Here is a 25,332-nt window from a genome sequence, read left to right on the forward strand (position 1 = left end):
GTGGGTCAGTGTCATTTGTGGAGGCTGATACACCGCTATCGCGAGCAGGCTCACTCCTACAAGGGATCGGGGTGATGCTTAAATTTGAGATAAAAAAGCCCCGCCTGATTGCTCGGGCGGGGCTTTTTATTGGCTTTCGGAATCAGACGAGCGGTTTAGGCTCGTGTTCTTTTTCCTGGGCCTCTTGGTGATGCTCGACCGCGTCCTGAACGGAGCGTGGTGCTTCGGCGATCACCGACTCAACCACTGCTTCTTCAGTCACGGAAGCAGCAACCTCTACGACGTCAGCAGCTGGAGCTGCAGCGGCAGCCAGTTCGGCTTCCTTCTGCAGACGCTCGGCTTCACGCTTGCGGCGACGCACTTCACGTGGGTCGTTTGGCGCACGGCCGTTTGGCGTCAGGGCGCTGACCGGAGCGGCTTCAACCACTGGAGCAGGGGCTTCAGCAACCACAGGCGCTTCGACGACCGGTACTTCAACCACTGGCGCTGGAGCAGGTTCGGCGACTTCAACCGCTGGCGCGGCGGCCTTGGCTTCTTCAACCACCGGGGCTTCTGCTACTGGCGCTGGCGTTTCAGCGACGGCAGGCTCGGCAACCCAGTTGAAGGCGGTCTGTTCTTCACGAACTTCGCGCACGGTTTCGGTCACGGTTTCAGCGACGGCTTCAGCAACCGGCTCTGCGGCCACAACTGGTGCTTCGACAACCGGAGCAGGCTCGGCAGCGACTTCAGCCTGAGGCTGAGCTTCGCGAACCGGGGCCACTTCGACTTCCGGAGCAGCAACCACTTCCACTGGGGTGGTGGCTTCAACGACCGGCGCTTCCACTGGAGCAGTTTCCAGGGTGGCGGCGGTGGCGCGTTCAGCTTGCTCGTGTGCCTGTGCTTCGGCTGGAGCGCTGATCACGCTGCTGGCAACAGCGGCGGTCACGGCCAGGCCGGCAGCCAGATCGGCAGCGCTTGGTGCTGTTTCAGCGTTTTCGCCGGACTCGGACTCTTCCGAACCTTCGATCACGTTGCCGTTGGCATCACGCTGACGCTCGCGACGGTTGCTGCGACGACGCTGACCACGGGAGCGACGACGTGGACGATCGCCTTCGGCGTTGTCCTGACCGTCTTCCGACAGTTGCTCTTCGCCGGTGATGACTTCTTCTTCGGCTACCGCAGCAGCCTGTTCGGCACGCGGTTGACGCTCTTCACGCGGTGGGCGTGGGGCGCGTTCTTCGCGTGGCTGACGGGCCGGACGCTCTTCTGCGACAACAGCGGCAGCGGCAGCAGCTACGGGTGCGACCGGAGCGGCGTCCAGTGGCTCGCGCAGTTCACGGACACGCTCTTCACGCTCGCCACGTGGCTTGCGGTCTTCACGTGGCGCACGTGGTGCACGTTCTTCACGCGGAGCGCGGGGTGCGCGTTCTTCGCGAGCGGCTGGCGCTTCGGTGCGGGTTTCACGCGGCTCACGGGCTTCACGAGGCTGACGCTCTTCACGCGGCTCACGTGGTGCGCGCTCTTCACGCGGTGCACGTTCTTCGCGCGGCTTGCGCTCTTCATCGCGGCGACCGTTACGGTTGCGGCTCTGCTGACGACCGTTGCGACGCTCTTCGTTGCGGGCTGGACGCTCGGTGGCCGGTTTTTCAACGACGACCGGAGCGGCTGGCTCTTCTTTGGTCGCGAACAGGCTGACCAGCGATTTCACCAGGCCTTTGAACAGGCTTGGCTCTGGCGCGGCAACCGGAGCGGGTGCAGCGGCGGCAGGCGCGGCGACTTCGGTCGGCACCGGAGCGTTGGCGCGGGCCGGAGCAGTCTTGACCGCGGCTTCCTGGCGAACCAGGGTGCGGGTCGCAGCAGCTGGCTGGACTTCTTCGACTTCGGCAGCGGCAGCAGCGATTTCGTAGCTGGACTGGTTGGTCGCAGCTTCCGGGCTGTCGTCACGCAGACGCTGAACTTCGAAGTGCGGGGTTTCGAGGTGATCGTTCGGCAGAATGACGATACGGGCACGGGTGCGCAGTTCGATCTTGGTGATCGAGTTGCGTTTTTCGTTGAGCAGGAACGCGGCGACCGGGATCGGCACCTGAGCGCGCACTTCGGCAGTGCGGTCTTTCAGGGCTTCTTCTTCGATCAGGCGCAGGATTGCCAGCGACAGCGATTCGACGTCACGGATGATGCCGGTGCCGTTGCAACGCGGGCAGACGATGCCGCTGCTTTCGCCCAGCGATGGACGCAGGCGCTGACGGGACATTTCCAGCAGGCCGAAGCGCGAGATGCGGCCGATCTGCACGCGAGCGCGGTCGGCTTCCAGGCATTCGCGGACTTTCTCTTCCACGGCGCGCTGGTTCTTGGCAGGGGTCATGTCGATGAAGTCGATGACGATCAGGCCGCCGATGTCGCGCAGGCGCAACTGACGGGCGATTTCTTCGGCGGCTTCAAGGTTGGTCTGCAGCGCGGTTTCTTCGATGTCGCTGCCTTTGGTGGCGCGCGCCGAGTTGATGTCGATGGACACCAGGGCTTCGGTCGGATCGATGACGATGGAGCCGCCGGAAGGCAGTTCGACGACGCGCTGGAAAGCGGTCTCGATCTGGCTTTCGATCTGGAAACGGTTGAACAGCGGCACGCTGTCTTCGTACAGCTTGATCTTGCTGGCGTACTGCGGCATCACCTGGCGGATGAAGGTCAGGGCTTCGTCCTGGGCTTCAACGCTGTCGATCAGCACTTCGCCGATGTCCTGGCGCAGGTAATCGCGGATGGCGCGGATGATCACGTTGCTTTCCTGGTAGATCAGGAACGGCGCGGAGCGATCCAGCGAGGCTTCTTTGATGGCGGTCCACAGTTGCAGCAGGTAGTCGAGGTCCCACTGCATTTCTTCGCTGCTGCGGCCCAGGCCGGCAGTGCGCACGATCAGACCCATGTCGGCTGGAGCAACCAGACCGTTCAGCGCTTCACGCAGTTCGTTGCGCTCTTCGCCTTCGATGCGACGGGAGATACCGCCGGCACGCGGGTTGTTCGGCATCAGCACGAGGTAACGACCGGCCAGGCTGATGAAAGTGGTCAGGGCGGCGCCCTTGTTGCCACGTTCTTCTTTTTCGACCTGAACGATGACTTCCTGGCCTTCGCTCAGGACGTCCTTGATGTTGACGCGGCCTTCAGGGGCTTTCTTGAAGTATTCGCGGGAAATTTCTTTGAGGGGCAGGAAGCCGTGGCGCTCGGAGCCGAAATCGACAAAGGCAGCCTCAAGGCTTGGTTCGATGCGAGTGATACGGCCTTTGTAGATGTTGGCCTTTTTCTGCTCGCGTGCACCGGATTCGATGTCCAGGTCGTAGAGGCGTTGGCCATCTACCAGTGCAACACGCAACTCTTCGGGTTGAGTTGCGTTAATCAGCATTCTTTTCATGTAGTACCGTCGGTTTCCGGGCTGCCGGAAACGGCGTTCGGCACACACGACTTCTCACGGTCGGTGTCAGGTGCGTCGGGAGTGGTTGGCCATTCCCGTGTCCAGCGATGTCAGGCCAATTGGGCCGATATCGCGACGTACGCGTCCTGCTTGCTGTGGCTACTTAAGCACTCAGTCAGGAGGAGGAATCAACCAGCGGCTGTGGACGAGATGAAGCGTCTTGATAAAGCCTATTGCTACACAGTCCGGCGGTTGTGCATCTCCACCCTACACGTATCCCTGATAATTCGGGTGCTGCCGCGCGCAGAATCCGCAGCGGGTTGGCATTTACCGTGAGCTCCGAAAGGGGAGGTCACGCATCATGGCTAATTCAGGCGATGTTTCCGAAGCCTTCGCTCGGGGTCATCTGCAGCTGACTGCACTTTGTGAACTGGCCTCGAATATTTGCCTGTCAGGCGAGTGAAAACTCTGCTCGACGGTGTAATTCAGGCCTCATGTCACCTGCGCTTGTTACAACTGCAAACTCCACCGTTACGTAGCGAAAGCCCCGTAGGACGGCCTCGCGTCCTGGTGAATTGCGTTGGTCAGGGCCGGTTTTTGACCGTGGTTCCGCTGTCCAGGCCGCTTTTGGCGGCGTTCGCGACTATAGCAGCAATGATTAAGTGCTTCAATTCCATAAAAATTGTTATCATCCGCGGCATGACAACTACTGCCCCTTCGACTCCAGGCGTTCAACTGCTTGAAGTCTCGCCGGAGTATGCCGGCCAACGAATCGACAATTTCCTCCTTGCCCGGCTCAAAGGCGTGCCCAAGACCTTGATTTACCGCATTTTGCGTAAAGGCGAAGTGCGTGTGAACAAGGGTCGTATCAAGCCCGAATACAAGCTGCAGGCCGGCGATATCGTGCGCGTGCCGCCGGTTCGCGTGCCTGAGCGCGACGAGCCGGTGCCTTTGGCCCAGGGTCTGTTGCAGCGCCTGGAAGCCTCGATTGTCTACGAAGACAAAGCCCTGATCGTGATCAACAAGCCCGCCGGCATTGCGGTTCACGGCGGCAGCGGCTTGAATTACGGTGTCATCGAAGCCTTTCGTCAGTTGCGCCCCGATGCCAAGGAACTGGAACTGGTTCACCGTCTCGACCGTGATACCTCCGGTCTGTTGATGATCGCCAAGAAGCGCAGCATGTTGCGCCACTTGCACGCCGCATTGCGCGGTGACGGCGTCGACAAGCGCTACATGGCACTGGTTCGCGGCAACTGGGCGACTTCGATCAAGCAAGTCCGTGCGGCGCTCGGCAAGAGCAATCTGCGCTCCGGCGAGCGCATGGTCGAGGTCGACGAGGAGGAGGGCAAGGAGTCGGTGACCGTGTTCAAGGTCCTGCGCCGCTTCGGCGACTTTGCCACCCTGATCGAAGCCAAGCCGATCACCGGCCGTACGCACCAGATCCGCGTCCACACGTTGCACGCCGGGCACTGCATTGCCGGTGACACCAAGTACGGCGATGACGGTTTCAGCAAGGAAATCCGTGATCTGGGCGGCAAGCGCCTGTTCCTGCACGCCTACATGCTGACCGTGCCGCTGCCTGATGGCGGTGAGCTCAAGTTGCAGGCACCGGTCGATGAAATGTGGGCCAAGACCGTGGAGCGATTGAGTGCGCCCATCTGATTACAAGCTGCTGATTTTCGATTGGGACGGCACCCTCGCCGATTCCATTGGTCGGATTGTCGAGGCGATGCATTCTGCGTCCGGGCGTTCCGGTTTCGAGTTGCGCGATGATTTTGCTGTCAAGGGCATCATCGGTCTGGGCTTGCCCGAGGCGATCCGCACCTTGTACCCGGGCATCAGCGATGCCGAGATGACCTTGTTTCGCGAGTACTACGCCGATCACTACATCGCGGCAGAAGCCGTGCCTTCGCCGCTGTTCGAGGGTGTAGTCGAGTCGATGGCGTCCTTTCGTGAGCAGGGGTTTCATCTGGCGGTCGCGACCGGCAAGAATCGTCGCGGACTGGATCGGGTGCTGAAGGCCAATGGCTGGGAAGATTTTTTCGATATCACCCGCGCCGCTGACGAGACCGCGAGCAAGCCGCATCCGTTGATGCTGGAACAGATTCTCGACCACTGCGGCGTGCATCCCGAGCAGGCGCTGATGGTCGGGGACTCGTCCTTCGATCTGCTGATGGCGCGCAATGCAGGCATGGCCTCTGTGGCGGTCAGCTACGGCGCGCAGTCAATTGACTCGCTGCAGCAGTTCGAGCCGCGCCTGTCGATCGACCATTTTAGTGAGTTGCATGCCTGGCTGGGGCAGCAGGCCAAATAAGTTTTTTCTGGGGTGGACTGGATGACCGACGAATGGAAAGCACCGGCCAAGGCAAGTGCCGACGACGGTGACGCGAAAAGCTGGAAGCTGTTGGAAAAGACCTTGCTCGCCGGTGTGCAGGAGCAGCGTCGCTCGCGGCGCTGGGGGATTTTCTTCAAACTGCTGACTTTTGTTTATCTGTTTATCGCCCTGATTGCGTTCACGCCGCTGATGGACATGGAAAAGAGCGCCACTCGCGGCCCGAACTACACCGCACTGATCGACGTTACTGGTGTGATCGCTGACAAAGAGCCGGCCAGCGCCGACAACATTGTCGGCAGTCTGCGTGCAGCCTTTGAGGACAAGAAGGTCAAGGGTGTAATCCTGCGGATCAACAGTCCTGGCGGCAGCCCGGTGCAGTCGGGTTATGTGTACGACGAAATCAAGCGTCTGCGCGGTCTGCATCCGGACATCAAGGTTTATGCGGTGATTTCCGATCTCGGGGCGTCCGGTGCCTATTACATCGCCAGTGCGGCAGATCAGATCTATGCCGACAAGGCGAGTCTGGTCGGTTCGATTGGTGTGACGGCGGCCGGTTACGGTTTCGTCGGTACCATGGACAAGCTCGGCGTTGAACGTCGCACTTACACGTCTGGCGAGCACAAGTCGTTCCTCGACCCGTTCCAGCCGCAGAAGCCGGATGAAACGGCGTTCTGGCAGACGGTGCTGGATACCACGCACAACCAGTTCATCAATAGCGTCAAGCAGGGGCGTGGCGAGCGTCTGAAGGACAAGGAGCATCCGGAATTGTTTTCCGGTCTTGTCTGGTCAGGTGAGCAGGCTCTGCCGCTGGGTTTGATCGATGGTCTGGGCAATACCAGTTCGGTGGCGCGGGATGTGATTGGCGAGAAGGAGTTGGTGGATTTCACCGTGCAGGAATCGCCGTTCGATCGCTTCTCGAAGAAGCTCGGTGCCAGCGTGGCTGAGCAGTTGGCGATGTGGATGGGTTTCCACGGGCCTTCGTTGCGCTGACAGTTCGTCTGATAAACAAACCGGCCTTGATGGCCGGTTTTTTGTGCGTCACGGAATTTGCACGCCCTCGGCCAGTAGCATGTCAATCAGGCGGATGAGTGGCAGGCCGATCAGGCTGGTGGCGTCAGGCCCTTCGGTGGATTGAAACAGGCTCACACCCAGGCCTTCGGCCTTGAAGCTGCCGGCGCAGTCGTAGGGCTGCTCGAGGCGCAGGTAGCGTTCGATGCGCGCTTCGTCGAGTTGGCGCATGTGTACGGTAAATGGCACACAGTCGACCTGGCAGAGGCCGGTCTGGCTGTTGAGCAGGGCCAGGCCGGTGAGGAAGGTCACGCTGGCGCCGCTGGCCGCCAGCAGTTGCTCGCGAGCCTTGTCGAAGGTGTGTGGCTTGCCGATGATCCGCTCGCCGAGCACGGCAACCTGGTCCGAGCCGATAATCAGGTGGGCAGGGTGGCTGGCAGCCAGTGCCCGGGCTTTCTGTTCGGCGAGGCGCTTGACCAGTTCGATGGCGGATTCGCCGTTCTGGTGGCTTTCGTCGATATCTGGCGAGCTGCAGACGAACGGCAGGTGTAGGCGGGCGAGCAATTCCCGGCGATAAGTCGAGCTTGAGGCGAGTAATAAAGGCAGCATTGGCGTCTCCTGAGGCAGGTGCGAATTCTAGCGGAGGCACGCAAGTGACGGACAGGGCACAATTTCCTTTGACATGGGTGGGTGCATCCCTATAATGCTGCGCCTATGTTGAATGACCCGATTCCACCTCACGTTGACCCGCGCAAATTGGCTGACCGTGGCACCACCCTTCAAGGTGAACTGCTGCTGGCCGATTTGAAGAGACTCTGCGACCCGCTTTCCGACAATGTCGGTAAGGTGCAGGCCAAATTCGTTTTTGAACGAGATGAACGTAAATCTGTGGTGATCCACAGCTTTATCGACACCGAAGTCAAAATGGTCTGCCAGCGTTGTCTTGAGCTGGTCACCCTGCCGATCCACAGCGAATGCAGTTACGCTGTAGTGAAGGAGGGTGCGAATACCCAGTCGTTACCGAAAGGTTATGACGTGCTGGAACTGGGCGAAGATCCATTGGATCTGCAGTCACTGATCGAGGAGGAGCTTCTGCTCGCCTTGCCCATTGTGCCTGCTCATCATCCGGAAGAATGCCAGCAGCCGGCGGGAGCAGATGAACCCGAACCGAGCGAGGACGAGGTAACGCGGTCCAACCCGTTCAGTGTATTGGCGCAGTTAAAGCGTGACCCAAACGTTTAGGAGTTAATCAATTATGGCTGTTCAGCAGAACAAAAAATCCCGCTCCGCCCGTGACATGCGCCGTTCGCACGACGCTCTCGAGGCTAGCACCCTGTCTGTAGAAAAAACCACTGGTGAAGTTCACCTGCGTCACCACGTATCGCCAGAAGGCGTATACCGTGGCCGTAAAGTGATCGACAAGGGCGCTGACGAGTAATCACTTGTCCGCTCAAGTCATCGCGATTGACGCAATGGGCGGGGACTTCGGTCCCCGCAGCATTGTTCAGGCCAGCCTTGCTTGCCTTTCTGCTACGCCCTCGCTGCACCTGACCCTCGTCGGTCAATCCTCCCTTCTTGAAGAACTGATCCACGGCCAATCGGCTGCCGATCGCGCGCGCCTGACGATTGTTCCGGCGTCTGAAGTCATCACCATGGACGAAAAGCCGACTCAGGCCTTGCGTGGCAAGCCGGATTCGTCGATGCGTGTCGCCCTGGAGCTGGTGCGTGACGGCAAGGCTCAGGCCTGTGTCAGCGCCGGTAATACCGGTGCGTTGATGGCGCTGTCGCGTTTCGTGCTCAAGACCTTGCCGGGGATTGATCGGCCGGCGATGGTGGCGGCGATACCGACGCAGAAGGGCTATTGTCAGTTGCTCGATCTGGGGGCCAACGTCGATTGCAGCGCCGAGCATCTGTTGCAGTTCGCGGTGATGGGCTCGGTGGCGGCGCAGACGCTGGGCATCGCCCGGCCGCGTGTCGCGTTACTGAATATCGGCACCGAAGACATCAAGGGCAATCAGCAGGTCAAGCTGGCCGCGACTTTGCTGCAGGCTGCGCGCGGCATCAACTACATCGGTTTTGTCGAGGGCGATGGTCTTTATCGCGGCGAAGCGGATGTGGTGGTCTGTGACGGGTTTGTCGGCAATATCCTGCTCAAGTCCAGCGAGGGCCTGGCGACGATGATCGCTGCGCGCATCGAGGCCTTGTTCAAGAAAAACTTCGCTTCCCGCGTGGTAGGTGCTTTGGCCCTGCCATTGATGAAGCGCTTGCAGGCGGATCTGGCGCCGGCGCGACATAACGGCGCAAGCTTTCTCGGCTTGCAGGGCATTGTGGTGAAAAGTCATGGTTCGGCCGGGGTTCAGGGGTTTCAGAGTGCGATTCAGCGTGCACTGATCGAGATTCAGGAGAATCTGCCCGAACGTCTCCATGGTCGTCTGGAGGATTTGTTGTCTTAGGCGATTTCGTCGGACAATGCTTAAATGTGACCGCCCGGTTCAAAGGGCCATCCAACTGTCAGTTTCTTGCGTCCCTCGGTGGGGCGTCATTTTCCGACGACAAGATCATTAGGGGCTTGTTACATGTCTGCTTCCCTCGCATTCGTCTTTCCAGGACAGGGTTCGCAGTCCCTCGGCATGCTGGCCGAGCTGGGCGCGGAACATCCGCTGATCCTCGAAACCTTCAAAGAAGCATCCGATGCTCTGGGCTATGACCTGTGGGCGCTGACCCAGCAGGGTCCGGAAGAGCTGCTCAATCAAACCGACAAAACCCAACCGGCCATTCTGACTGCTTCGATCGCCCTGTGGCGCCTGTGGCTGGCTCAAGGCGGTGCGCGTCCGGCATTTGTTGCCGGTCACAGCCTGGGTGAATACAGCGCGCTGGTTGCCGCCGGCAGCCTGAGCCTGGCTGACGCGGTGAAGCTCGTTGAGCGTCGCGGTCAGTTGATGCAGGAAGCCGTTCCGGCCGGGCAGGGCGGCATGGCTGCCATCCTCGGTCTGGAAGATGCCGACGTGCTGGCAGCCTGTGCCGAAGCGGCGCAAGGCGAAGTGGTCAGCGCGGTCAACTTCAACTCGCCGGGCCAGGTAGTGATTGCCGGGGCCAAGGCAGCCGTTGAGCGCGCCATCGAGGGCTGCAAGGCCCGTGGCGCCAAGCGGGCCATGCCGTTGCCGGTGAGCGTGCCTTCGCACTGCGAGCTGATGCGTCCGGCGGCCGAGCGCTTTGCCGAATCCATTGCCGCCATTGACTGGCAGGCGCCGCAGATCCCGGTGGTCCAGAACGTCAGTGCGCAAGTGCCGGCCGATCTGGAGACCCTCAAGCGTGATCTGCTCGAACAACTGTACAAGCCAGTACGCTGGGTTGAATCGGTCCAGACCCTGGCTGCCAAAGGCGCCACCAGTCTGGTCGAGTGCGGCCCGGGCAAGGTGCTCGCCGGTCTGAACAAACGTTGCGCCGAAGGCGTTTCGACTTCCAACCTCAATACCCCAGACGCTTTCGCTGCCGCCCGTGCAGCGCTGGCCTGAATCAGGAGAAACTTGCATGAGTCTGCAAGGTAAAGTTGCACTGGTCACCGGTGCAAGCCGCGGTATCGGCCAGGCTATCGCACTGGAACTGGGTCGTCAGGGCGCCGTCGTCATCGGCACTGCGACTTCCGCCAAAGGCGCCGAGGCGATTGCTGCCACCCTGAAAGAACACGGCATCCAGGGCACTGGCCTGGAACTCAACGTCACCAGCGATGAATCTGTCAGCAAGGTCCTGGCGAGCATTCAGGAACAGTTCGGTGCGCCGGCGATTCTGGTCAATAATGCCGGCATCACCCGCGATAACCTGATGATGCGCATGAAAGACGATGAGTGGTACGACGTGATCGATACCAACCTGAACAGTCTGTATCGCTTGTCCAAGGGCGTTTTGCGCGGTATGACCAAGGCGCGCTGGGGCCGAATTATCAGTATTGGCTCGGTGGTGGGTGCCATGGGCAACGCAGGCCAAGTAAACTATGCAGCCGCCAAGGCCGGTCTGGAAGGTTTCAGCCGTGCGATGGCGCGTGAAGTCGGTTCGCGTTCGATTACGGTCAACTCGGTAACCCCAGGGTTCATCGATACCGATATGACTCGCGAACTGCCGGAAGCACAGCGTGAAGCCTTGCAGACGCAGATTCCGCTGGGTCGTCTGGGGCAAGCTCAAGAGATCGCCTCGGTGGTCGCTTTTCTTGCATCCGACGGTGCGGCATACGTCACTGGGGCTACAATCCCGGTGAACGGTGGGATGTACATGTAAGTAAAATGTGACGGATTGCTTCAAAAAAATGTCATACGAGCTGTCTAAAATCCGTTATAAAGCTGCAATCTATTTATAGGCAGAGGGCCGCAGGGTTTGAGGAGTGAAGCTTTCAGTTGAAAAGCTGAAAAGCCTTTCTATACACTTACCCACTGGCCAGCTGCCTGAATTTGTCCATTAGGAGTGAAAACAAGGTATGAGCACCATCGAAGAGCGCGTCAAGAAAATCGTTGCCGAGCAACTGGGTGTTAAACAGGAAGAAGTGGTCAACACTGCTTCCTTCGTTGAAGACCTGGGTGCCGACTCCCTTGACACCGTTGAGCTGGTGATGGCTCTGGAAGAGGAATTCGAGACCGAAATCCCTGATGAAGAAGCTGAAAAGATCACTACTGTACAAGCTGCAATCGACTACGTTACTAGCCACCAGGCGTAATAGTTTGTAATCGTTGTCTGCTGTCATGGAAAAACCGCACTGCCATCATGGCGTGCGGTTTTTTCTTTAGGCCTGATGCAAAGTCGTCATTTGAAAAAGGAGAGTGCTGTGTCGCGTAGACGCGTCGTAGTCACCGGTATGGGTATGTTGTCGCCACTGGGCACGGATGTGCCGAGCAGTTGGCAGGGCATTCTGGCTGGCCGCAGTGGCATTGGTCTGATCGAACACACCGACCTTTCTGCCTATTCCACCCGTTTTGGCGGCTCGGTAAAGGGCTTCAATGTCGAGGAATACCTGTCGGTCAAGGAAGCACGCAAGCTCGACCTGTTCATTCAGTACGGTCTGGCCGCGGGTTTTCAGGCTGTTCGCAACGCCGGTCTGGAAGTCACCGACGCCAACCGTGAGCGCATTGGCGTAGCCATGGGTTCGGGCATCGGCGGTCTGACCAACATCGAAGAAACCAGCCGTACCCTGCATGAGACGGGCCCGCGTCGAATCTCGCCATTCTTCGTGCCAGGCTCGATCATCAATATGATTTCCGGCTTTCTGTCCATCCACCTGGGTGCACAGGGGCCGAACTACGCCATTTCCACTGCCTGTACCACCGGTACGCACTGCATTGGCATGGCCGCGCGCAACATCATGTACGACGAGGCCGACGTGATGATCGCTGGCGGTGCCGAGATGGCCGCGTGCGGTCTGGGCATGGGCGGCTTCGGCGCGTCCCGTGCGCTCTCGACCCGCAACGACGAGCCGACCCGCGCCAGTCGTCCCTGGGACAAGGGCCGTGATGGCTTCGTGCTGTCTGACGGTGCCGGTGCTCTGGTGCTTGAAGAACTCGAGCACGCCAAGGCTCGTGGCGCCACGATCTACGCCGAGCTGATCGGCTTCGGTACCAGCGGTGATGCGTTCCACATGACCTCGCCACCTGCGGACGGTGCCGGTGCGGCTCGCTGCATCACCAATGCCCTGCGCGATGCGAAGATCAACATCGACCAGGTGCAGTACATCAACGCCCACGGTACCTCGACCCCGGCCGGCGACCTTGCCGAAGCCAACGCGATCAAGACCGTGTTCGGTGATCACGCCTACAACCTGGCGGTCAGCTCCACCAAGTCCATGACCGGTCACCTGTTGGGTGCGGCGGGCGCGGTCGAGGCGATCTTCAGCGTGCTGGCGATCAACAGCCAGGTGGCACCGCCGACCATCAACCTCGACGAGCCGGATGAAGGCTGCGATCTCGATTTCGTGCCGCACACTGCGCGCAACATGGACATCGACGTCGTACTGTCCAACTCCTTCGGGTTTGGCGGCACCAACGGTACGTTGGCGTTCCGCCGGTTCGCAGGCTGATGGACAGCTGGGTCGACGGTCAGCCGGCTGACGCTCTGTCGCTGAAAGATCGCGGCCTGGCTTACGGCGATGGTCTGTTCGAGACCATCGCTGTGCACGGCGGCCAGCCGGTATTGCTGGATCGTCACCTGACGCGTTTGGCCGAGGGGTGCTCGCGTCTGGCCATCGCGGCGGATATCGAGCTGGTTCGCACCGAGCTGCTGGCCTATGCCGTGGCGATGGGCGAGGGCGTTCTCAAGCTGATTCTCACCCGAGGTGATGGCTTGCGTGGCTACGCGCCCGATCCTGCGGCGCCGGGCCGACGCATTCTGCAAGGCAACCCGCCCGCTGCTTATCCTGCTGTGCATGGCGAGCAAGGCGTGCGCCTGTTTCCCTGCGTCACGCGGTTGTCTAACCAGCCCTTGCTGGCTGGTCTCAAACATCTGAATCGTCTGGAGCAAGTGCTCGCCCGTGCCGAATGGCGCGACAGCGAACACGCTGAAGGCTTGATGCTCGATCAGGCCGGGCGCGTCATCGAAGGCGTGTACAGCAACCTGTTTCTGGTGCGCGACGGCGTACTGATCACCCCGGATCTGAAGCGCTGTGGCGTGGCCGGCGTAATGCGTGCCGAAATTTTGTTTCAGGCCGAGTCCCTGGGGATTCACACGCAAATCACCGACATCAGCCTCGAACAGCTGCAATGGGCTGATGAAGTCTTTGTCTGCAACAGTGTGTATGGCGTCTGGCCGGTACGCGCCTACGCTGCACTGAGCTGGCCGGTTGGCAAACTCACCCGTAAACTGCAAACCATTTCCCGCGCCCTACTGGATGCCTGATTCGTGAGACGTAAACTCTTGCTGCTGCTGGAAACCGGACTGGTTCTCGCAGGGCTTTTGCTGGGCGCCAGCGCCTGGAAAATTCATTCCGCGCTGGAACAGCCGCTGAACATCACGCAGGAAGAACTGCTGGATGTGCCAAAAGGCTCGACGCCGACCCGTACCTTTCTTGAACTCGAAACCGATGGCGTCATCAAGGACGCCTTCTGGTTACGCATCTATTGGCGCTTCAACCTGACCGGTACGCCGATCCATAGCGGCGAATACCGTATGCAGCCGGGCATGACCGTCAACGGTCTGATCGACCTGTGGAAACGTGGCGAAGTGGTGCAGTACAGCCTGACGCTGGTCGAGGGCTGGAACTTCCATCAGGTACGCGCCGCGCTGGCAAAAGATGAAAAGATCGAGCAGACCCTCAAGGGCTTGAGCGACAGCGAAGTGATGGAGAAAATCGGCCATCGCGGTCTGTTCCCCGAAGGTCGTTTCTTCCCGGACACCTACCGCTTCGTGCGCGGGGTCTCCGACGTCGAATTGCTGAAGAAGGCCTTTGATCGACTCGACGAGGTATTGGCCAAAGAGTGGGAAAATCGCTCGGCCGACGCTCCGTACAGCGAGCCTTACCAGGCGCTGATCATGGCCTCGCTGGTCGAGAAGGAGACCGGTGTGCCGCAGGAGCGTGGGCAGATTGCCGGCGTGTTCGTGCGCCGCATGGCGCTGGGCATGCAGTTGCAGACCGATCCGACCGTGATCTATGGTCTGGGCGACCGCTACACCGGCAAGCTGACGCGTGCGCATCTCAAAGAGCCGACGCCATACAACACCTATGTGATTCCGGGGCTGCCGCCGACGCCGATCGCGATGGTCGGACGCGAAGCGATTCATGCTGCGCTGAACCCGGTGCAAGGCAACAGCCTGTACTTTGTCGCCCGTGGCGATGGCAGCCATGTGTTCTCCGATGACCTGGACGCGCACAACAGCGCGGTGCGTGAATTCCAGCTCAAGCGCCGCGCCGATTACCGCTCCAGCCCGGCACCGGCGGGGACACCGGCTGCCGCGCCAGCCGCCGAAGCGACTCCTGCTGCTTCGCCCGATACTGCACCGCAGGCGCTGCCGGAGGTTCCTCCTAAGGAACCCACACCGACACCGGATGCCGCCGTTCCGCAAAACGCGCAATGACTTTGATTAAGGACTGCCTGTGACTGGCTTGTTTATTACCCTGGAAGGCCCGGAAGGCGCCGGCAAGAGCACCAACCGCGAATACCTCGCCGAGCGCCTGCGCGCCGAAGGTATCGAAGTGCTGCTGACCCGCGAACCCGGCGGTACGCCACTCGCCGAGCGGATCCGCGATGTGCTGCTGGCCCCGGCCGACGAGGTCATGAACCCCGACACCGAGCTGTTGCTGGTGTTCGCCGCGCGCGCCCAGCATCTGGCCGAAGTGATCCGCCCGGCGCTGGCTCGCGGCGCGGTGGTGCTGTGCGATCGTTTCACTGATTCGACATACGCCTATCAGGGTGGCGGTCGCGGTTTGTCGCTGGAACGCATCGCCGCGCTGGAGACTTTCGTCCAGGGCGACCTGCGTCCGGATCTGACGCTGATTTTTGATCTGCCGGTGGAAATCGGCCTGGCCCGCGCCAGTGCCCGTGGCCGTCTGGATCGTTTTGAGCTGGAAGGTCGAGCGTTTTTCGAAGCGGTACGCAATGCGTTTCTCGAACGCGCCGAAGCCGACCCGGCGCGCTATGTGCGCATCGATGCCGGTCAGTCATTGGTCAAGGTTCAGCAATCGCTGGATACCTTGATTCCGAACTTGCTGGAGCTGATTCGTGGCTGAGGCCTATCCATGGCAGGACAGCCTCTGGCAGCAACTGGCCGGACGTAGTCAGCACGCCCACGCGTATCTGCTGCACGGCCCGGCCGGGATCGGCAAGCGCGCGCTGGCCGAGCGCCTGATGGCCAGCCTGCTCTGTCAGCGTCCGACGCCCGAGGCGTGCGGCGAGTGCAAGTCCTGCCTGTTGCTCAAGGCTGGCAGCCATCCGGACAATTACATCCTCGAGCCAGAGGAGGCCGACAAGGCGATCAAGGTCGATCAGGTGCGCGATCTGGTCAGTTTCGTGGTGCAGACTGCGCAACTGGGCGGGCGCAAAGTGGTGCTGATCGAACCGGTGGAGTCGATGAACATCAACGCCGCCAACGCACTGCTCAAGAGCCTTGAGGAGCCTTCCGGCGATACCGTGCTGTTGCTGGTCAGCCACCAGCCGAGCCGTTTGCTGCCGACGATCAAGAGTCGCTGTGTGCAGCAGGCGTGTCCGCTGCCCGGTGAGGCCATGAGCCTGCAATGGCTGGCGCAGGCGTTGCCGGAGTGCTCTGAAGAGGAGCGCGTCGAATTGCTGACGCTGGCCGCCGGCTCGCCGTTGATGGCGGTCAGCCTGCAGTCCCAGGGCGTGCGCGAACAGCGGGCGCAGGTGGTCGAAGGGGTGAAGAAGCTGCTCAAGCAACAGCAGTCGCCGACGCAATTGGCCGAAGAGTGGAAAAACATTCCGATGTTGCGCCTGTTCGACTGGTTCTGCGACTGGTCGAGCCTGATCCTGCGCTATCAACTGACCCAGGATGAAGCCGGCCTCGGTCTGACCGACATGCGCAAGGTCGTGCAGTACCTGGCGCAGAAGAGCGCACAGGGCAAAGTCCTCGATATTCAGGACTGGATTCTCGCCCAACGGCAGAAAGTCCTGAGCAAAGCCAACCTCAACCCGGCACTGCTGCTGGAAGCGTTGTTGGTGCAATGGGCGGGATTGCCTGGTCAAAGATAAGAATGTGTACCTAGACTCTGAACATCAGCAGTGGAGGTCAACATGAATGAAGCCATCAGCCCCGGGCCGCGCAACGGCATCCTGTCCCTGACCATCAAGGACAAATCGGTGCTTTACGCCGCCTACATGCCGTTCATCAGGAACGGTGGTCTGTTCATCCCGACCAACAAGAGCTACAAGTTGGGCGACGAGGTGTTCATGCTGCTGAATCTGATGGACGAGGCGGAGAAGATTCCGGTGGCCGGCAAGGTCGCCTGGATCACCCCCAAAGGCGCCCAGGGCAACCGCGCCGCCGGCGTCGGCGTGCAATTCAACGAGGGCGACAACACCGCCCGCAGTCGCATTGAAACCCATCTGGCCGGAGCACTGAAGTCCGACCGTCCCACTCATACGATGTAAGTAGCCGTCTTTTTTATGCTCGTAGATTCCCATTGTCACCTTGATCGCCTCGACCTCGCCGCCCATGACGGTTCGCTGGATGCTGCACTCGATGCTGCGCGCCAGCGCGGGGTAGGGCACTTTCTGTGCATCGGCGTGAGTGCCGACAATGCCGCTGACGTCAAAGCCCTCGCCGATCGTTATGACGACGTCGATTGCTCGGTCGGTGTGCATCCATTGGATGTGCAGCCGGGCGCCGCGCCGGCGCTCGACTGGCTGTTGCACGAACTCAATCACCCGAAAGTGGTGGCGATCGGCGAAACCGGTCTGGATTATCACTACGAACCGGAAGCCGCCGAGCTGCAGCAGGAATCCTTCCGCCTGCACCTGCAAGCCGCGCAGCAGACCGGTAAGCCGGTGATCATCCACACCCGAGGCGCCCGCGCCGATACCCTCGAACTGCTGCGCGAAGCGGCGTTGCCCCAGGCCGGTGTGCTGCATTGTTTCACCGAAGACTGGGACATGGCCAAGGCCGCGCTGGACATGGGTTACTACATTTCCCTGTCGGGCATCGTCACTTTCCGCAATGCCGACGCCCTGCGTGATGTGGCCAGCAAGGTGCCGGCCGATCGCCTGCTGGTGGAGACCGATTCGCCGTATCTGGCGCCGATCCCTTATCGCGGCAAGCCGAACCTGCCGCAGTATGTGCGCGAAGTGGCAGAGTTTCTGGCGATGCTGCGCGGAGAAAGCTATGAGCGGTTTGCCGAGCAGACCACCGAGAACTTCAAGCGGCTGTTCCCGTTGGCCCATGTAAAAGCCTGAATCGCAGGCAAAAAAAACCCGGGTTCTGGGGGGTGAATCCGGGTTAAGACCATTAGGAGTAAAACAAAGGCACGCGGTCCCTTGGTACCTTTATCGGCACGGCACTTGGGGGAGATGCCGTCCGACAGTTCAAGTATTGATCAGTCTGGCGTGCAGTCCAGTTGGCCGGTCGGGGTTTTTAAACAAATTTGGAATACATGCGCTTCAGATGAGTTCTCATTGCGCCACAAACGTTCCCGAAATGAACAACAAACACAGATATGGTCGGATGATCCGTGCATTTTTGCGCAAGTTAGGCATAATACGCGGCTTCGAATTTTGACCCCTACAGACCTTTTCTTATGCACAAAGAACCTCGTAAGGTCCGTGAGTTTCGTCGCCGCGAGCAAGAAATTCTCGATACCGCGCTCAAGCTGTTCCTCGATCAAGGTGAAGACAGTGTCACCGTCGAGATGATTGCTGATGCCGTGGGTATCGGCAAAGGCACGATCTACAAGCACTTCAAGTCCAAGGCCGAGATCTACCTGCGCCTGATGCTCGATTACGAGCGCGATTTGAACGAGCTGCTGCATTCGGCCGATGTCGACAAGGACAAGGAAGCGCTGTCCCGTGCCTACTTCGAATTCCGCATGCGTGACCCGCAGCGCTATCGTCTGTTCGACCGCCTCGAAGAGAAGGTCGTAAAAGGCAATCAGGTGCCGGAAATGGTCGAGGAGCTGCACAAGATCCGTGCCTCGAACTTCGAACGCCTGACCCTGTTGATCAAGGGCCGGATCAGCGAAGGCAAGCTCGAAGACGTGCCGCCGTACTTCCACTACTGCGCATCCTGGGCGCTGGTGCACGGCGCGGTGGCGCTGTATCACTCGCCGTTCTGGAGCAATGTGCTGGAAGATCAGGAAGGTTTCTTCCAGTTCCTGATGGACATCGGCGTGCGCATGGGCAACAAGCGCAAGCGCGATCCGGAAATCCCAAGCAGCTGAGCCATTCAGCTGCCTTATTGCGCCATGATTTCGCTACATGGCGCAGTAGCGCAGGAATATACTCAGGCATAGGGCTTGCTAAAACTTGATTTGTGAGTCAAGTTTTAGTCGCTCGATTTTCTATCGCCGGAGTGATCATGATCGTTGACCGTCAAGGCAGGCGTTTTCGCAATTTGCGCATCAGCCTGACCTCAGCCTGCAATTACGCCTGTACCTACTGCGTGCCCAACGGCAAGCGGTTGGTGGCTGCGCAGGATGAACTGTCGGCCGAGGCCATGGCCCGTGGCGTGGCTTATCTGATCGAAGCCGCTGGCATCGAACGCTTGCGCATCACCGGTGGCGAGCCGCTGGTCAGCCCCAAACTCGAATCTTTCATGAGCGCCGTCGGCAAGATGGGCCTGGAAGACATCAGCCTGACCACCAACGGTCAACTCCTCGCGAAAAAGCTGCCGCTGCTGGTGGATGCCGGTCTGCGCCGGATCAACGTGTCCCTCGATACCCTGGATGCCGGCGCCTTCCGCAGCATCGCCCGTGGCGGCGATCTGGCGACCGTGCTCGATGGCATGGACCAGGCAAAAGCCGCCGGACTGAAGATCAAGGTCAACATGGTGCCGTTGCGCGGGCAGAACCTGGATCAGGTGATGCCGCTGCTCGATTACTGCCTGGAGCGCGGCTACGAGTTGCGCTTCATCGAGTTGATGCGCATGGGCCACCTCGCCACCGACTCCAACGCATTCCTGCAACAGTTCGTCAGCCTGCAGCAACTGCTGAGCCTGATTGGCGAGCGCTACGAGTACGCCCAGGCCGATGCGCCGGTGGATGCCACGGCTGTGCGCTACGCGATCCCGGGGCTCGGCCATTTCGGTGTGATTGCCAACGAAAGCGTGCCGTTCTGCCGAACCTGTTCGCGTCTGCGTCTGTCCTCGACCGGTTGGCTGCATGGCTGCCTGTCATCGAGCAACCGCCACTATGTCGGCGATCTGCTCGACAAGCCACGCCATCAGGCACTGCCGGCATTGCAGCGTCTGCTGGTCAAGGCGTTGGGCGACAAGCAGGAAGTGGCGTTCTCCGGTGGCGCGACCGTCATGAAGATCATCGGCGGCTGAACAACCGCTTTCGCGAGCAAGCTCGCTCCCACATTTCGAATGCATTCTCCTGTGGGAGCGAGCTTGCTCGCGAATACGATCTTACAATCAACGAATTTCCTGAGCTGGCGCAAAAGCTGCATCCAACGGCCATTCGCCGGTTTTCCGTCACCGGCTTCTGGAGGATGAGGATGCGTAGCCTGGTTTTGCTGCTGGCCGTTTTGGCGCTTGGCGGCTGTATGACTGTCAGCGATATGGCCGAAGGCACTCGCTATCAGATGAGCGACGCGGGGCTGCTGGATCACAGCGACAGCCGGCGGGTGAACAACTTCCGCATTCAGCCGGACTCATTCATCTACATCGCCCAGGGTGCATTCGCGCCGCCGGGTGGTTCCTACCCGCGGCCGAACGTAGTGGCCGAAGAGGCCTTCAAGGGTTTTGTCGAATACTTCCCGATGGTTCGCCGTGCCCGTGCACCGGAAGGCCTCGATCAGGCGTTGGGCGAAGCTCGCGATGCTGGCGCCCACTACCTGCTGTACACCCGTTTCGCCAGGTCTGACGACCGCATCGGCAACTCCGATGAGTGGCTCGATCAGGAAGCCGTGGATCGCCTCGGCATCGACAGCGGCGTGATTCAGATCATGTTGATCGAGACCAGCACCCAGTATTTGATTGATACTGCACGGATCAAGAGTCGTGGCGGTTTACTGACGTTCCACGACAACAAACCGGAAGACCTGATCGGCCCGCCGCTGGCGCAATACGCGCGCAGCCTGCTGGGGATCAGCGACCAATAAACCCAAGGAGTACGCCATGAGTGGCCCGCAAAAAGCCAATGACCTGTTGGGACAGATCCCCAAAACCAAAGGCTTGCCGCCGGTGCACTTGTGGAACCCGGACTTCTGCGGCGACATCGACATGCGCATCGCCCGCGACGGCACCTGGTATTACCTGGGCACGCCGATCGGGCGCAAGCCGATGGTCAAGCTGTTCTCCACCATCATCCGCCGCGACGGCGATGATTACTTCCTGATTACCCCGGTCGAAAAGGTCGGGATCAAGGTCGACGATGCGCCGTTCGTGGCGATTGCTGTGGAAGTCGAAGGCGAGGGTGAGGCGCAGGTACTGCGCTTCACCACCAACGTCGAGGAGACCGCCGAGGCCGGGCTGGAACATCCGATCCGTGTCGAGATCGATCCGGCGACTCAAGAGCCCGCGCCTTATGTGCATGTGCGCAGCAACCTCGAGGCGCTGATTCACCGCAATGTGTTTTACCAACTGGTGGAGCTGGCGGTCAGTCGCGAAATCGACGGGCAACGCTGGCTGGGTGTGTGGAGCGGCGGCGAGTTCTTCCGCATCGGCCTCGAACCCTGACAATGAATCGAATGTGGGAGGGGGCTTGCTCCCGAAGGCGGTGTGACAGTCACCCTATGCAGTGACTGATGCATTGCCTTCGGGAGCAAGCCCCCTCCCACATTGATCTATGTACATCCGCAAAATCTGATTTGACTCCCAATCATATGATCATTAGCGTGGACACCCATCGCCACCCGCTTTGAGGTCTCCATGTCCAGCAGCTTTCATGCATCAACGGTCGATTGGCTGGGCAGCTGGATTGCCGCCGGCCAGGTCAAGCCGGGGCAGGCGATCAAGGTTGAGGCCGATCTGGGCGAGCAGCTCGGTGTCAGCCGCACGGTGATCCGCGAAGCGATCAAGACCCTCGTCGCCAAAGGCATGCTCGAAGTCGGGCCGAAGGTCGGTACCCGCGTGTTGCCGGTGCGGCGCTGGAATCTGTTCGATCCGCAAGTCGTCGGCTGGCTGTCGCGCAACGGTCTGCCGGAAAACTTCGTCGATGACCTGCTCGACCTGCGCCGCACCATCGAACCAATGGCCGTGCGCTGGGCCTGCGAGCGCGCCACGCTTGAGCAGATTCAGGCCGTGCAACTGGCCTACAACGCGCTGGAGCGGGCTGTCGACAGCGGCATCGATTACAACCGCGCCGACCAGTCCTTCCACGAATGCATTCTGGCGGCCAGCCACAACCAGTTCATCGAGCAAATGGTCCCGGCCCTCGGCGCCTTGCTCGCTGTGTCGTTTGAAGTCTCCGCTGCCGACCCCGATGAACTGCGCCGCACATTACCGATCCACAAGGACATGGCCGACGCCATCGCCACCCGCGATGCCGCGCGCGGGGTGTGGGCCTGCATGACCCTGATCGACAACGCCGACTTGGCGATCAAACGCTTTTACCCGCAGGTGATGGCCGACAAAAAAGCCAGCTGAAAACACAAATCCCCCTGTAGGAGTGAGCCTGCTCGCGATAGCGGTGGGTCAGTCACAATCGTCGTCACTGACCCATCGCCATCGCGAGCAGGCTCACTCCTACAGTTAAAACAACAACATGAAGGATTCAATATGCCGTTGACCGCCGTAACCCAACACCGCGCCAAACTCGGTGAAGGGCCATTCTGGGACGCTCCCACCCAAGCGCTGTACTGGGTCGATATCGCCGGCCAGCAAGCGCTGCGGCTGATCGGCAACAACGTGCAGATCTGGCAGATGCCCGAGCACGTTTCGGCGTTCATTCCGTGTGCCAGCGGCGATGCGCTGGTGACCCTGAGCAGCGGCGTGTACCGCCTTGATCTCGATTCCCCCGGCCTCGAACCGCGCCTGACGCTGTTCTGCATCGCCGACCCGCAACCGGGCAATCGGGCCAACGAGGCGCGCTGCGACGCACTGGGCCGGCTGTGGCTTGGCACCATGCAGAACAACATCGGCGAAAATGGCGAAGACCTGCCAATCGTGCGCCGCTCCGGTGGCCTGTTTCGTATCGATCCCGATCAGCGCGTCACGCCATTGCTGCGCGGTCTGGGGATTCCCAACACCCTGCTATGGAGCGATGACGGCACCACGCTGCTGTTCGGCGACAGCCTCGACGGGGCGCTCAATCGCTATTTCATTCACACCGACGGCAATCTCGGCAGCCCCGAGGCCTGGTACGGCGCAGACGGGCAGGGCGGCCCGGACGGTTCGGCGATGGGCGCCGAAGGTTATGTGTGGAACGCCCGCTGGGATGGCAGCTGCCTGCTGCGCCTGAGCCCGGAGGGCAAGGTCGAGCGCACAATCGATCTGCCCGTCAGCCGGCCGACCAGTTGTGTATTCGGCGGTGAAGACCTGAAAACCCTGTACATCACCAGTGCTCAGAGTCCGCACAACCATCCACTGGATGGCGCGGTGCTGTCGATGCGGGTCGACGTGCCGGGCAAACTCTGCACGCGGTTCGCGGGTTAAATCCCATAATATGGGATGCAAAATTATATATTGAGATTGTTCGGCGGTCGGGTTTATAGTCGGTTCCAGCAGTAACACGCACTCACACTTAAAAAGAACAAAACAGGTGAAGTGATGCAGCGAATCTCTATCGCACTCCTCAGCGGAGTCAGCGTCTCGCAACGGCCCAGCGTCGTTCGCCGCGCCTGCCTGTTTTGTTTTCACAATCTTCCAGACCGGACATCGGCAGATGCCCGGTTTTTTTGTGCTGACGAACAGGAGTCATGATCCATGGCTGAACCTCTTTCCTTGCCGCCGGTGCCCGCGCCGCCGAAGGGTGAGCGCCTGAAAAACAAAGTCGTGCTGCTGACCGGCGCCGCTCAAGGCATCGGCGAAGCCATCGTCGCCACCTTCGCCTCGCAGCAGGCCAGACTGGTGATCAGCGATATTCAGGCAGAGAAGGTCGAGAAGGTTGCCGCCCACTGGCGCGACAAGGGCTACGACGTGCAGGCGATCAAGGCCGACGTTTCGCGTCAGCAAGACCTGCATGCCATGGCCAAACTGGCGGTTGAGCTGCACGGGCGCATCGACGTACTGGTCAACTGCGCCGGGGTCAACGTTTTTCGCGATCCGCTGCAAATGACCGAAGAAGACTGGCATCGCTGCTTCGCCATCGACCTGGACGGCGCCTGGTACGGTTGCAAAGCCGTGCTGCCGCAGATGATCGAGCAGGGCGTCGGCAGCATCATCAATATTGCCTCGACCCATTCCAGCCACATCATTCCCGGCTGCTTCCCGTACCCGGTGGCCAAGCACGGCCTGCTCGGACTGACCCGGGCGCTGGGCATCGAGTACGCATCGAAGGGGGTTCGGGTCAACGCTATTGCCCCGGGCTACATCGAGACACAGCTCAACGTTGATTACTGGAACGGCTTTGCCGATCCGCACGCCGAGCGTCAGCGCGCGTTTGATCTGCACCCGCCGAAACGCATCGGCCAGCCGATGGAAGTGGCGATGACCGCCGTGTTCCTGGCCAGTGATGAAGCGCCGTTCATCAACGCCTCGTGCATCACCATCGATGGTGGGCGCTCGGTGATGTACCACGACTGAATGGATTCGGTTTCAGGCGATGAACTCCGTCTGAAATCCAATCATCATACGATATGACTATTTTCAACAGGCTTTGCAGCAGTACGTGTCACGCCACCACACCTGTGGCGAGGGAGCTCGCTCCCGCTCGGCTGCGCAGCAGTCGTAAATTCGGGCTGCGCGGTGTGTTTGATTGACCGAGGTAACCGGTTTTAGGGCCGCTTCGCAGCCCAGCGGGAGCAAGCTCCCTCGCCACAAACTGTTTAATTTGCTCAAAAAAAATAACAAGGAGTCAGCTTATGAAACGTCGTTTCGGGATTCGTACCCTGTGCAGTGCCGCGCTGGCGGTCACCGCGTTCAGCCTGAGCAGCTCGCTGCTGGCTGCCGACACCGTGAAAATCGGTTTTCTGGTCAAGCAGGCAGAAGAGCCGTGGTTCCAGACCGAGTGGGCCTTCGCTGAAAAAGCCGCCAAGGACAAAGGCTTCGAACTGATCAAGATCGCCGTGCCGGACGGCGAGAAAACCCTCTCGGCCATCGACAGCCTTGCGGCCAACGGCGCGAAAGGCTTCGTGATCTGCCCGCCGGACGTCTCGCTCGGCCCGGCGATCATGGCCAAAGCCAAACTCAATGACCTCAAAGTGATTGCCGTGGACGACCGCTTCGTCGACGCCAACGGCAAGTTCATGGAAGACGTGCCGTACCTCGGCATGGCGGCGTTCGAAGTCGGCCAGAAGCAGGGCAACGCGATGGTCGCCGAGGCGAAGAAGCGCAACTGGGACTGGAAAGACACTTACGCGGTGGTCAATACCTACAACGAACTCGACACCGGCAAGAAGCGCACCGACGGTTCGATGAAGGCGCTCGAAGACGCCGGCCTGCCGAAAGAGCACATCCTGACCGCCGCGCTCAAAACCCTCGACGTGCCGGGCAGCATGGACGCTACCAACTCGGCGCTGGTCAAGCTGCCAAGCGCGGCGAAGAACCTGATCATCGGCGGCATGAACGACAACACCGTGCTCGGCGGCGTACGCGCTACCGAAGCCGCCGGGTTCGCTGCGGCCAACGTGATTGGCATCGGCATCAATGGCACCGACGCCATCGGCGAGCTGAAAAAGCCCAACAGCGGTTTCTTCGGTTCGATGCTGCCTAGCCCGCACATCGAAGGCTACAAGACCGCCGAGATGATGTACGAGTGGGTCACCACCGGCAAAGAGCCGCCGAAGTACACGGCGATGGACGACGTCACCCTGATCACCCGCGAGAACTTCAAGCAAGAGCTGGAAAAAATCGGCCTGTGGAATTGATGGCT

At 60.3% G+C, this 25,332-nt stretch carries 26 protein-coding genes; 24 read left to right on the forward strand and 2 right to left on the reverse strand.

The annotated features are described in order from the left end of the window. Positions 1–142 precede the first annotated feature (142 nt). Positions 143–3,379 carry a ribonuclease E gene (rne, locus tag M0814_RS09070; RefSeq protein WP_103484738.1) on the reverse strand — a complete coding sequence of 1,079 codons (3,237 nt, stop codon included), beginning with the start codon at positions 3,377–3,379 and terminating at the stop codon, positions 143–145. A 699-nt stretch (positions 3,380–4,078) separates the two neighbouring features. Here rne and rluC point away from each other — a divergent pair. Genes rluC through sppA form a run of 3 tightly spaced genes read left to right on the forward strand, consistent with a single transcriptional unit; the run spans position 4,079 to position 6,704 of the window. Next, positions 4,079–5,041: a 23S rRNA pseudouridine(955/2504/2580) synthase RluC gene (gene rluC / locus M0814_RS09075; RefSeq protein ID WP_007950779.1), complete on the forward strand. Its 963-nt coding sequence runs from the start codon at positions 4,079–4,081 to the stop codon at positions 5,039–5,041. Next, positions 5,028–5,693, forward strand: a complete 666-nt coding sequence (locus M0814_RS09080) for an HAD-IA family hydrolase (protein ID WP_103484737.1) — start codon at positions 5,028–5,030, stop codon at positions 5,691–5,693. Before rluC ends, M0814_RS09080 begins: the two co-directional genes overlap by 14 nt. A 21-nt stretch (positions 5,694–5,714) precedes the next feature. Further along, on the forward strand, positions 5,715–6,704 hold the full coding sequence (gene sppA, locus M0814_RS09085) for a signal peptide peptidase SppA (protein ID WP_103484736.1): 990 nt from the start codon (positions 5,715–5,717) through the stop codon (positions 6,702–6,704). A 48-nt stretch (positions 6,705–6,752) separates the two neighbouring features. Here the strand turns inward: sppA and M0814_RS09090 are convergent, their stop codons facing one another. Beyond that, a complete protein-coding gene (locus M0814_RS09090) occupies positions 6,753–7,331 on the reverse strand; it encodes a nucleoside triphosphate pyrophosphatase (RefSeq protein ID WP_103484735.1) in 579 nt (192 codons plus the stop codon). A gap of 105 nt (positions 7,332–7,436) precedes the next feature. Here M0814_RS09090 and M0814_RS09095 point away from each other — a divergent pair, with 105 nt between their 5' ends. The 21 genes from M0814_RS09095 (at position 7,437) to M0814_RS09195 (ending at position 25,327) form a co-directional block, all read left to right on the forward strand. Beyond that, entirely contained in the window at positions 7,437–7,964 is a 528-nt protein-coding gene (locus M0814_RS09095) for a YceD family protein (protein ID WP_103484734.1), read from the forward strand. Positions 7,965–7,977: 13 nt separating this feature from the next. Further along, positions 7,978–8,160 carry a 50S ribosomal protein L32 gene (gene rpmF, locus M0814_RS09100; protein WP_003179396.1) on the forward strand — a complete coding sequence of 61 codons (183 nt, stop codon included), beginning with the start codon at positions 7,978–7,980 and terminating at the stop codon, positions 8,158–8,160. Positions 8,161–8,164: 4 nt separating this feature from the next. Further along, positions 8,165–9,175 (forward strand): phosphate acyltransferase PlsX, encoded by a 1,011-nt coding sequence (gene plsX, locus M0814_RS09105; RefSeq protein ID WP_080593259.1) that lies wholly within the window; start codon positions 8,165–8,167, stop codon positions 9,173–9,175. A gap of 123 nt (positions 9,176–9,298) precedes the next feature. Further along, positions 9,299–10,237, forward strand: a complete 939-nt coding sequence (fabD, locus tag M0814_RS09110) for an ACP S-malonyltransferase (RefSeq protein WP_003227054.1) — start codon at positions 9,299–9,301, stop codon at positions 10,235–10,237. 16 nt (positions 10,238–10,253) lie between these two features. After that, the gene (fabG, locus tag M0814_RS09115) at positions 10,254–10,994 is read left to right on the forward strand and encodes a 3-oxoacyl-ACP reductase FabG (RefSeq protein WP_003227053.1); all 741 of its coding nucleotides are present in this window, start codon (positions 10,254–10,256) and stop codon (positions 10,992–10,994) included. A 196-nt stretch (positions 10,995–11,190) separates the two neighbouring features. Then, positions 11,191–11,427, forward strand: a complete 237-nt coding sequence (acpP, locus tag M0814_RS09120) for an acyl carrier protein (protein ID WP_003227051.1) — start codon at positions 11,191–11,193, stop codon at positions 11,425–11,427. A gap of 108 nt (positions 11,428–11,535) precedes the next feature. Then, positions 11,536–12,780 (forward strand): beta-ketoacyl-ACP synthase II, encoded by a 1,245-nt coding sequence (fabF, locus tag M0814_RS09125; protein ID WP_003227039.1) that lies wholly within the window; start codon positions 11,536–11,538, stop codon positions 12,778–12,780. Then, positions 12,780–13,595 carry an aminodeoxychorismate lyase gene (gene pabC, locus M0814_RS09130; protein WP_103484733.1) on the forward strand — a complete coding sequence of 272 codons (816 nt, stop codon included), beginning with the start codon at positions 12,780–12,782 and terminating at the stop codon, positions 13,593–13,595. The genes fabF and pabC overlap by 1 nt, the downstream gene beginning before the upstream one ends. Positions 13,596–13,598: 3 nt before the next feature. Beyond that, positions 13,599–14,771, forward strand: coding sequence for an endolytic transglycosylase MltG (gene mltG / locus M0814_RS09135; RefSeq protein WP_103484732.1), 1,173 nt, complete (start codon positions 13,599–13,601; stop codon positions 14,769–14,771). Positions 14,772–14,790: 19 nt separating this feature from the next. Further along, entirely contained in the window at positions 14,791–15,423 is a 633-nt protein-coding gene (gene tmk / locus M0814_RS09140) for a dTMP kinase (protein ID WP_103484731.1), read from the forward strand. Next, positions 15,416–16,399, forward strand: coding sequence for a DNA polymerase III subunit delta' (locus M0814_RS09145; RefSeq protein ID WP_003227032.1), 984 nt, complete (start codon positions 15,416–15,418; stop codon positions 16,397–16,399). The genes tmk and M0814_RS09145 overlap by 8 nt, the downstream gene beginning before the upstream one ends. A 42-nt stretch (positions 16,400–16,441) precedes the next feature. Continuing rightward, positions 16,442–16,798, forward strand: coding sequence for a PilZ domain-containing protein (locus M0814_RS09150; protein WP_003227030.1), 357 nt, complete (start codon positions 16,442–16,444; stop codon positions 16,796–16,798). Positions 16,799–16,813: 15 nt separating this feature from the next. Then, positions 16,814–17,599: a TatD family hydrolase gene (locus M0814_RS09155; protein WP_103484730.1), complete on the forward strand. Its 786-nt coding sequence runs from the start codon at positions 16,814–16,816 to the stop codon at positions 17,597–17,599. 341 nt (positions 17,600–17,940) lie between these two features. Continuing rightward, positions 17,941–18,579, forward strand: coding sequence for a TetR/AcrR family transcriptional regulator (locus M0814_RS09160; RefSeq protein WP_045122584.1), 639 nt, complete (start codon positions 17,941–17,943; stop codon positions 18,577–18,579). Positions 18,580–18,716: 137 nt separating this feature from the next. After that, a complete protein-coding gene (locus M0814_RS09165) occupies positions 18,717–19,685 on the forward strand; it encodes a radical SAM protein (RefSeq protein ID WP_103484729.1) in 969 nt (322 codons plus the stop codon). Positions 19,686–19,855: 170 nt separating this feature from the next. After that, positions 19,856–20,461 carry a DUF4823 domain-containing protein gene (locus tag M0814_RS09170; protein ID WP_003227024.1) on the forward strand — a complete coding sequence of 202 codons (606 nt, stop codon included), beginning with the start codon at positions 19,856–19,858 and terminating at the stop codon, positions 20,459–20,461. Between the two features lie 16 nt (positions 20,462–20,477). After that, complete coding sequence (locus M0814_RS09175) at positions 20,478–21,038, forward strand: DUF1285 domain-containing protein (RefSeq protein WP_103484727.1); 561 nt, start codon at positions 20,478–20,480, stop codon at positions 21,036–21,038. A gap of 192 nt (positions 21,039–21,230) precedes the next feature. Continuing rightward, positions 21,231–21,947 (forward strand): FadR/GntR family transcriptional regulator, encoded by a 717-nt coding sequence (locus M0814_RS09180; RefSeq protein WP_103484726.1) that lies wholly within the window; start codon positions 21,231–21,233, stop codon positions 21,945–21,947. A gap of 132 nt (positions 21,948–22,079) precedes the next feature. Next, complete coding sequence (locus tag M0814_RS09185) at positions 22,080–22,955, forward strand: SMP-30/gluconolactonase/LRE family protein (protein WP_103484725.1); 876 nt, start codon at positions 22,080–22,082, stop codon at positions 22,953–22,955. Positions 22,956–23,225: 270 nt separating this feature from the next. Next, the gene (locus M0814_RS09190; protein ID WP_103484724.1) at positions 23,226–24,044 is read left to right on the forward strand and encodes an SDR family oxidoreductase; all 819 of its coding nucleotides are present in this window, start codon (positions 23,226–23,228) and stop codon (positions 24,042–24,044) included. Between the two features lie 278 nt (positions 24,045–24,322). Beyond that, positions 24,323–25,327 carry a substrate-binding domain-containing protein gene (locus M0814_RS09195; protein ID WP_103484723.1) on the forward strand — a complete coding sequence of 335 codons (1,005 nt, stop codon included), beginning with the start codon at positions 24,323–24,325 and terminating at the stop codon, positions 25,325–25,327. Positions 25,328–25,332 lie beyond the last annotated feature (5 nt).

This window comes from Pseudomonas sp. MWU12-2020 (genome assembly GCF_023100605.1).
Classification (GTDB): Bacteria; Pseudomonadota; Gammaproteobacteria; order Pseudomonadales; family Pseudomonadaceae; genus Aquipseudomonas; species Aquipseudomonas fluorescens_H.

Excerpts from the sequence above, each read along its gene's own strand:
- pabC (WP_103484733.1), top strand. The coding sequence starts at position 12,780 with ATGGACAGCTGGGTCGACGGTCAGCCGGCTGACGCTCTGTCGCTGAAA.
- M0814_RS09175 (WP_103484727.1), top strand. The coding sequence starts at position 20,478 with ATGAGTGGCCCGCAAAAAGCCAATGACCTGTTGGGACAGATCCCCAAA.
- rluC (WP_007950779.1), top strand. The coding sequence starts at position 4,079 with ATGACAACTACTGCCCCTTCGACTCCAGGCGTTCAACTGCTTGAAGTC.
- M0814_RS09180 (WP_103484726.1), top strand. The coding sequence starts at position 21,231 with ATGTCCAGCAGCTTTCATGCATCAACGGTCGATTGGCTGGGCAGCTGG.
- fabG (WP_003227053.1), top strand. The coding sequence starts at position 10,254 with ATGAGTCTGCAAGGTAAAGTTGCACTGGTCACCGGTGCAAGCCGCGGT.
- M0814_RS09165 (WP_103484729.1), top strand. The coding sequence starts at position 18,717 with ATGATCGTTGACCGTCAAGGCAGGCGTTTTCGCAATTTGCGCATCAGC.
- M0814_RS09095 (WP_103484734.1), top strand. The coding sequence starts at position 7,437 with ATGTTGAATGACCCGATTCCACCTCACGTTGACCCGCGCAAATTGGCT.
- M0814_RS09190 (WP_103484724.1), top strand. The coding sequence starts at position 23,226 with ATGGCTGAACCTCTTTCCTTGCCGCCGGTGCCCGCGCCGCCGAAGGGT.
- M0814_RS09090 (WP_103484735.1), bottom strand. The coding sequence starts at position 7,331 with ATGCTGCCTTTATTACTCGCCTCAAGCTCGACTTATCGCCGGGAATTG.
- M0814_RS09195 (WP_103484723.1), top strand. The coding sequence starts at position 24,323 with ATGAAACGTCGTTTCGGGATTCGTACCCTGTGCAGTGCCGCGCTGGCG.
- acpP (WP_003227051.1), top strand. The coding sequence starts at position 11,191 with ATGAGCACCATCGAAGAGCGCGTCAAGAAAATCGTTGCCGAGCAACTG.
- fabD (WP_003227054.1), top strand. The coding sequence starts at position 9,299 with ATGTCTGCTTCCCTCGCATTCGTCTTTCCAGGACAGGGTTCGCAGTCC.
- M0814_RS09170 (WP_003227024.1), top strand. The coding sequence starts at position 19,856 with ATGCGTAGCCTGGTTTTGCTGCTGGCCGTTTTGGCGCTTGGCGGCTGT.
- M0814_RS09185 (WP_103484725.1), top strand. The coding sequence starts at position 22,080 with ATGCCGTTGACCGCCGTAACCCAACACCGCGCCAAACTCGGTGAAGGG.
- M0814_RS09150 (WP_003227030.1), top strand. The coding sequence starts at position 16,442 with ATGAATGAAGCCATCAGCCCCGGGCCGCGCAACGGCATCCTGTCCCTG.
- rpmF (WP_003179396.1), top strand. The coding sequence starts at position 7,978 with ATGGCTGTTCAGCAGAACAAAAAATCCCGCTCCGCCCGTGACATGCGC.
- sppA (WP_103484736.1), top strand. The coding sequence starts at position 5,715 with ATGACCGACGAATGGAAAGCACCGGCCAAGGCAAGTGCCGACGACGGT.
- rne (WP_103484738.1), bottom strand. The coding sequence starts at position 3,379 with ATGAAAAGAATGCTGATTAACGCAACTCAACCCGAAGAGTTGCGTGTT.
- M0814_RS09160 (WP_045122584.1), top strand. The coding sequence starts at position 17,941 with ATGCACAAAGAACCTCGTAAGGTCCGTGAGTTTCGTCGCCGCGAGCAA.
- M0814_RS09155 (WP_103484730.1), top strand. The coding sequence starts at position 16,814 with ATGCTCGTAGATTCCCATTGTCACCTTGATCGCCTCGACCTCGCCGCC.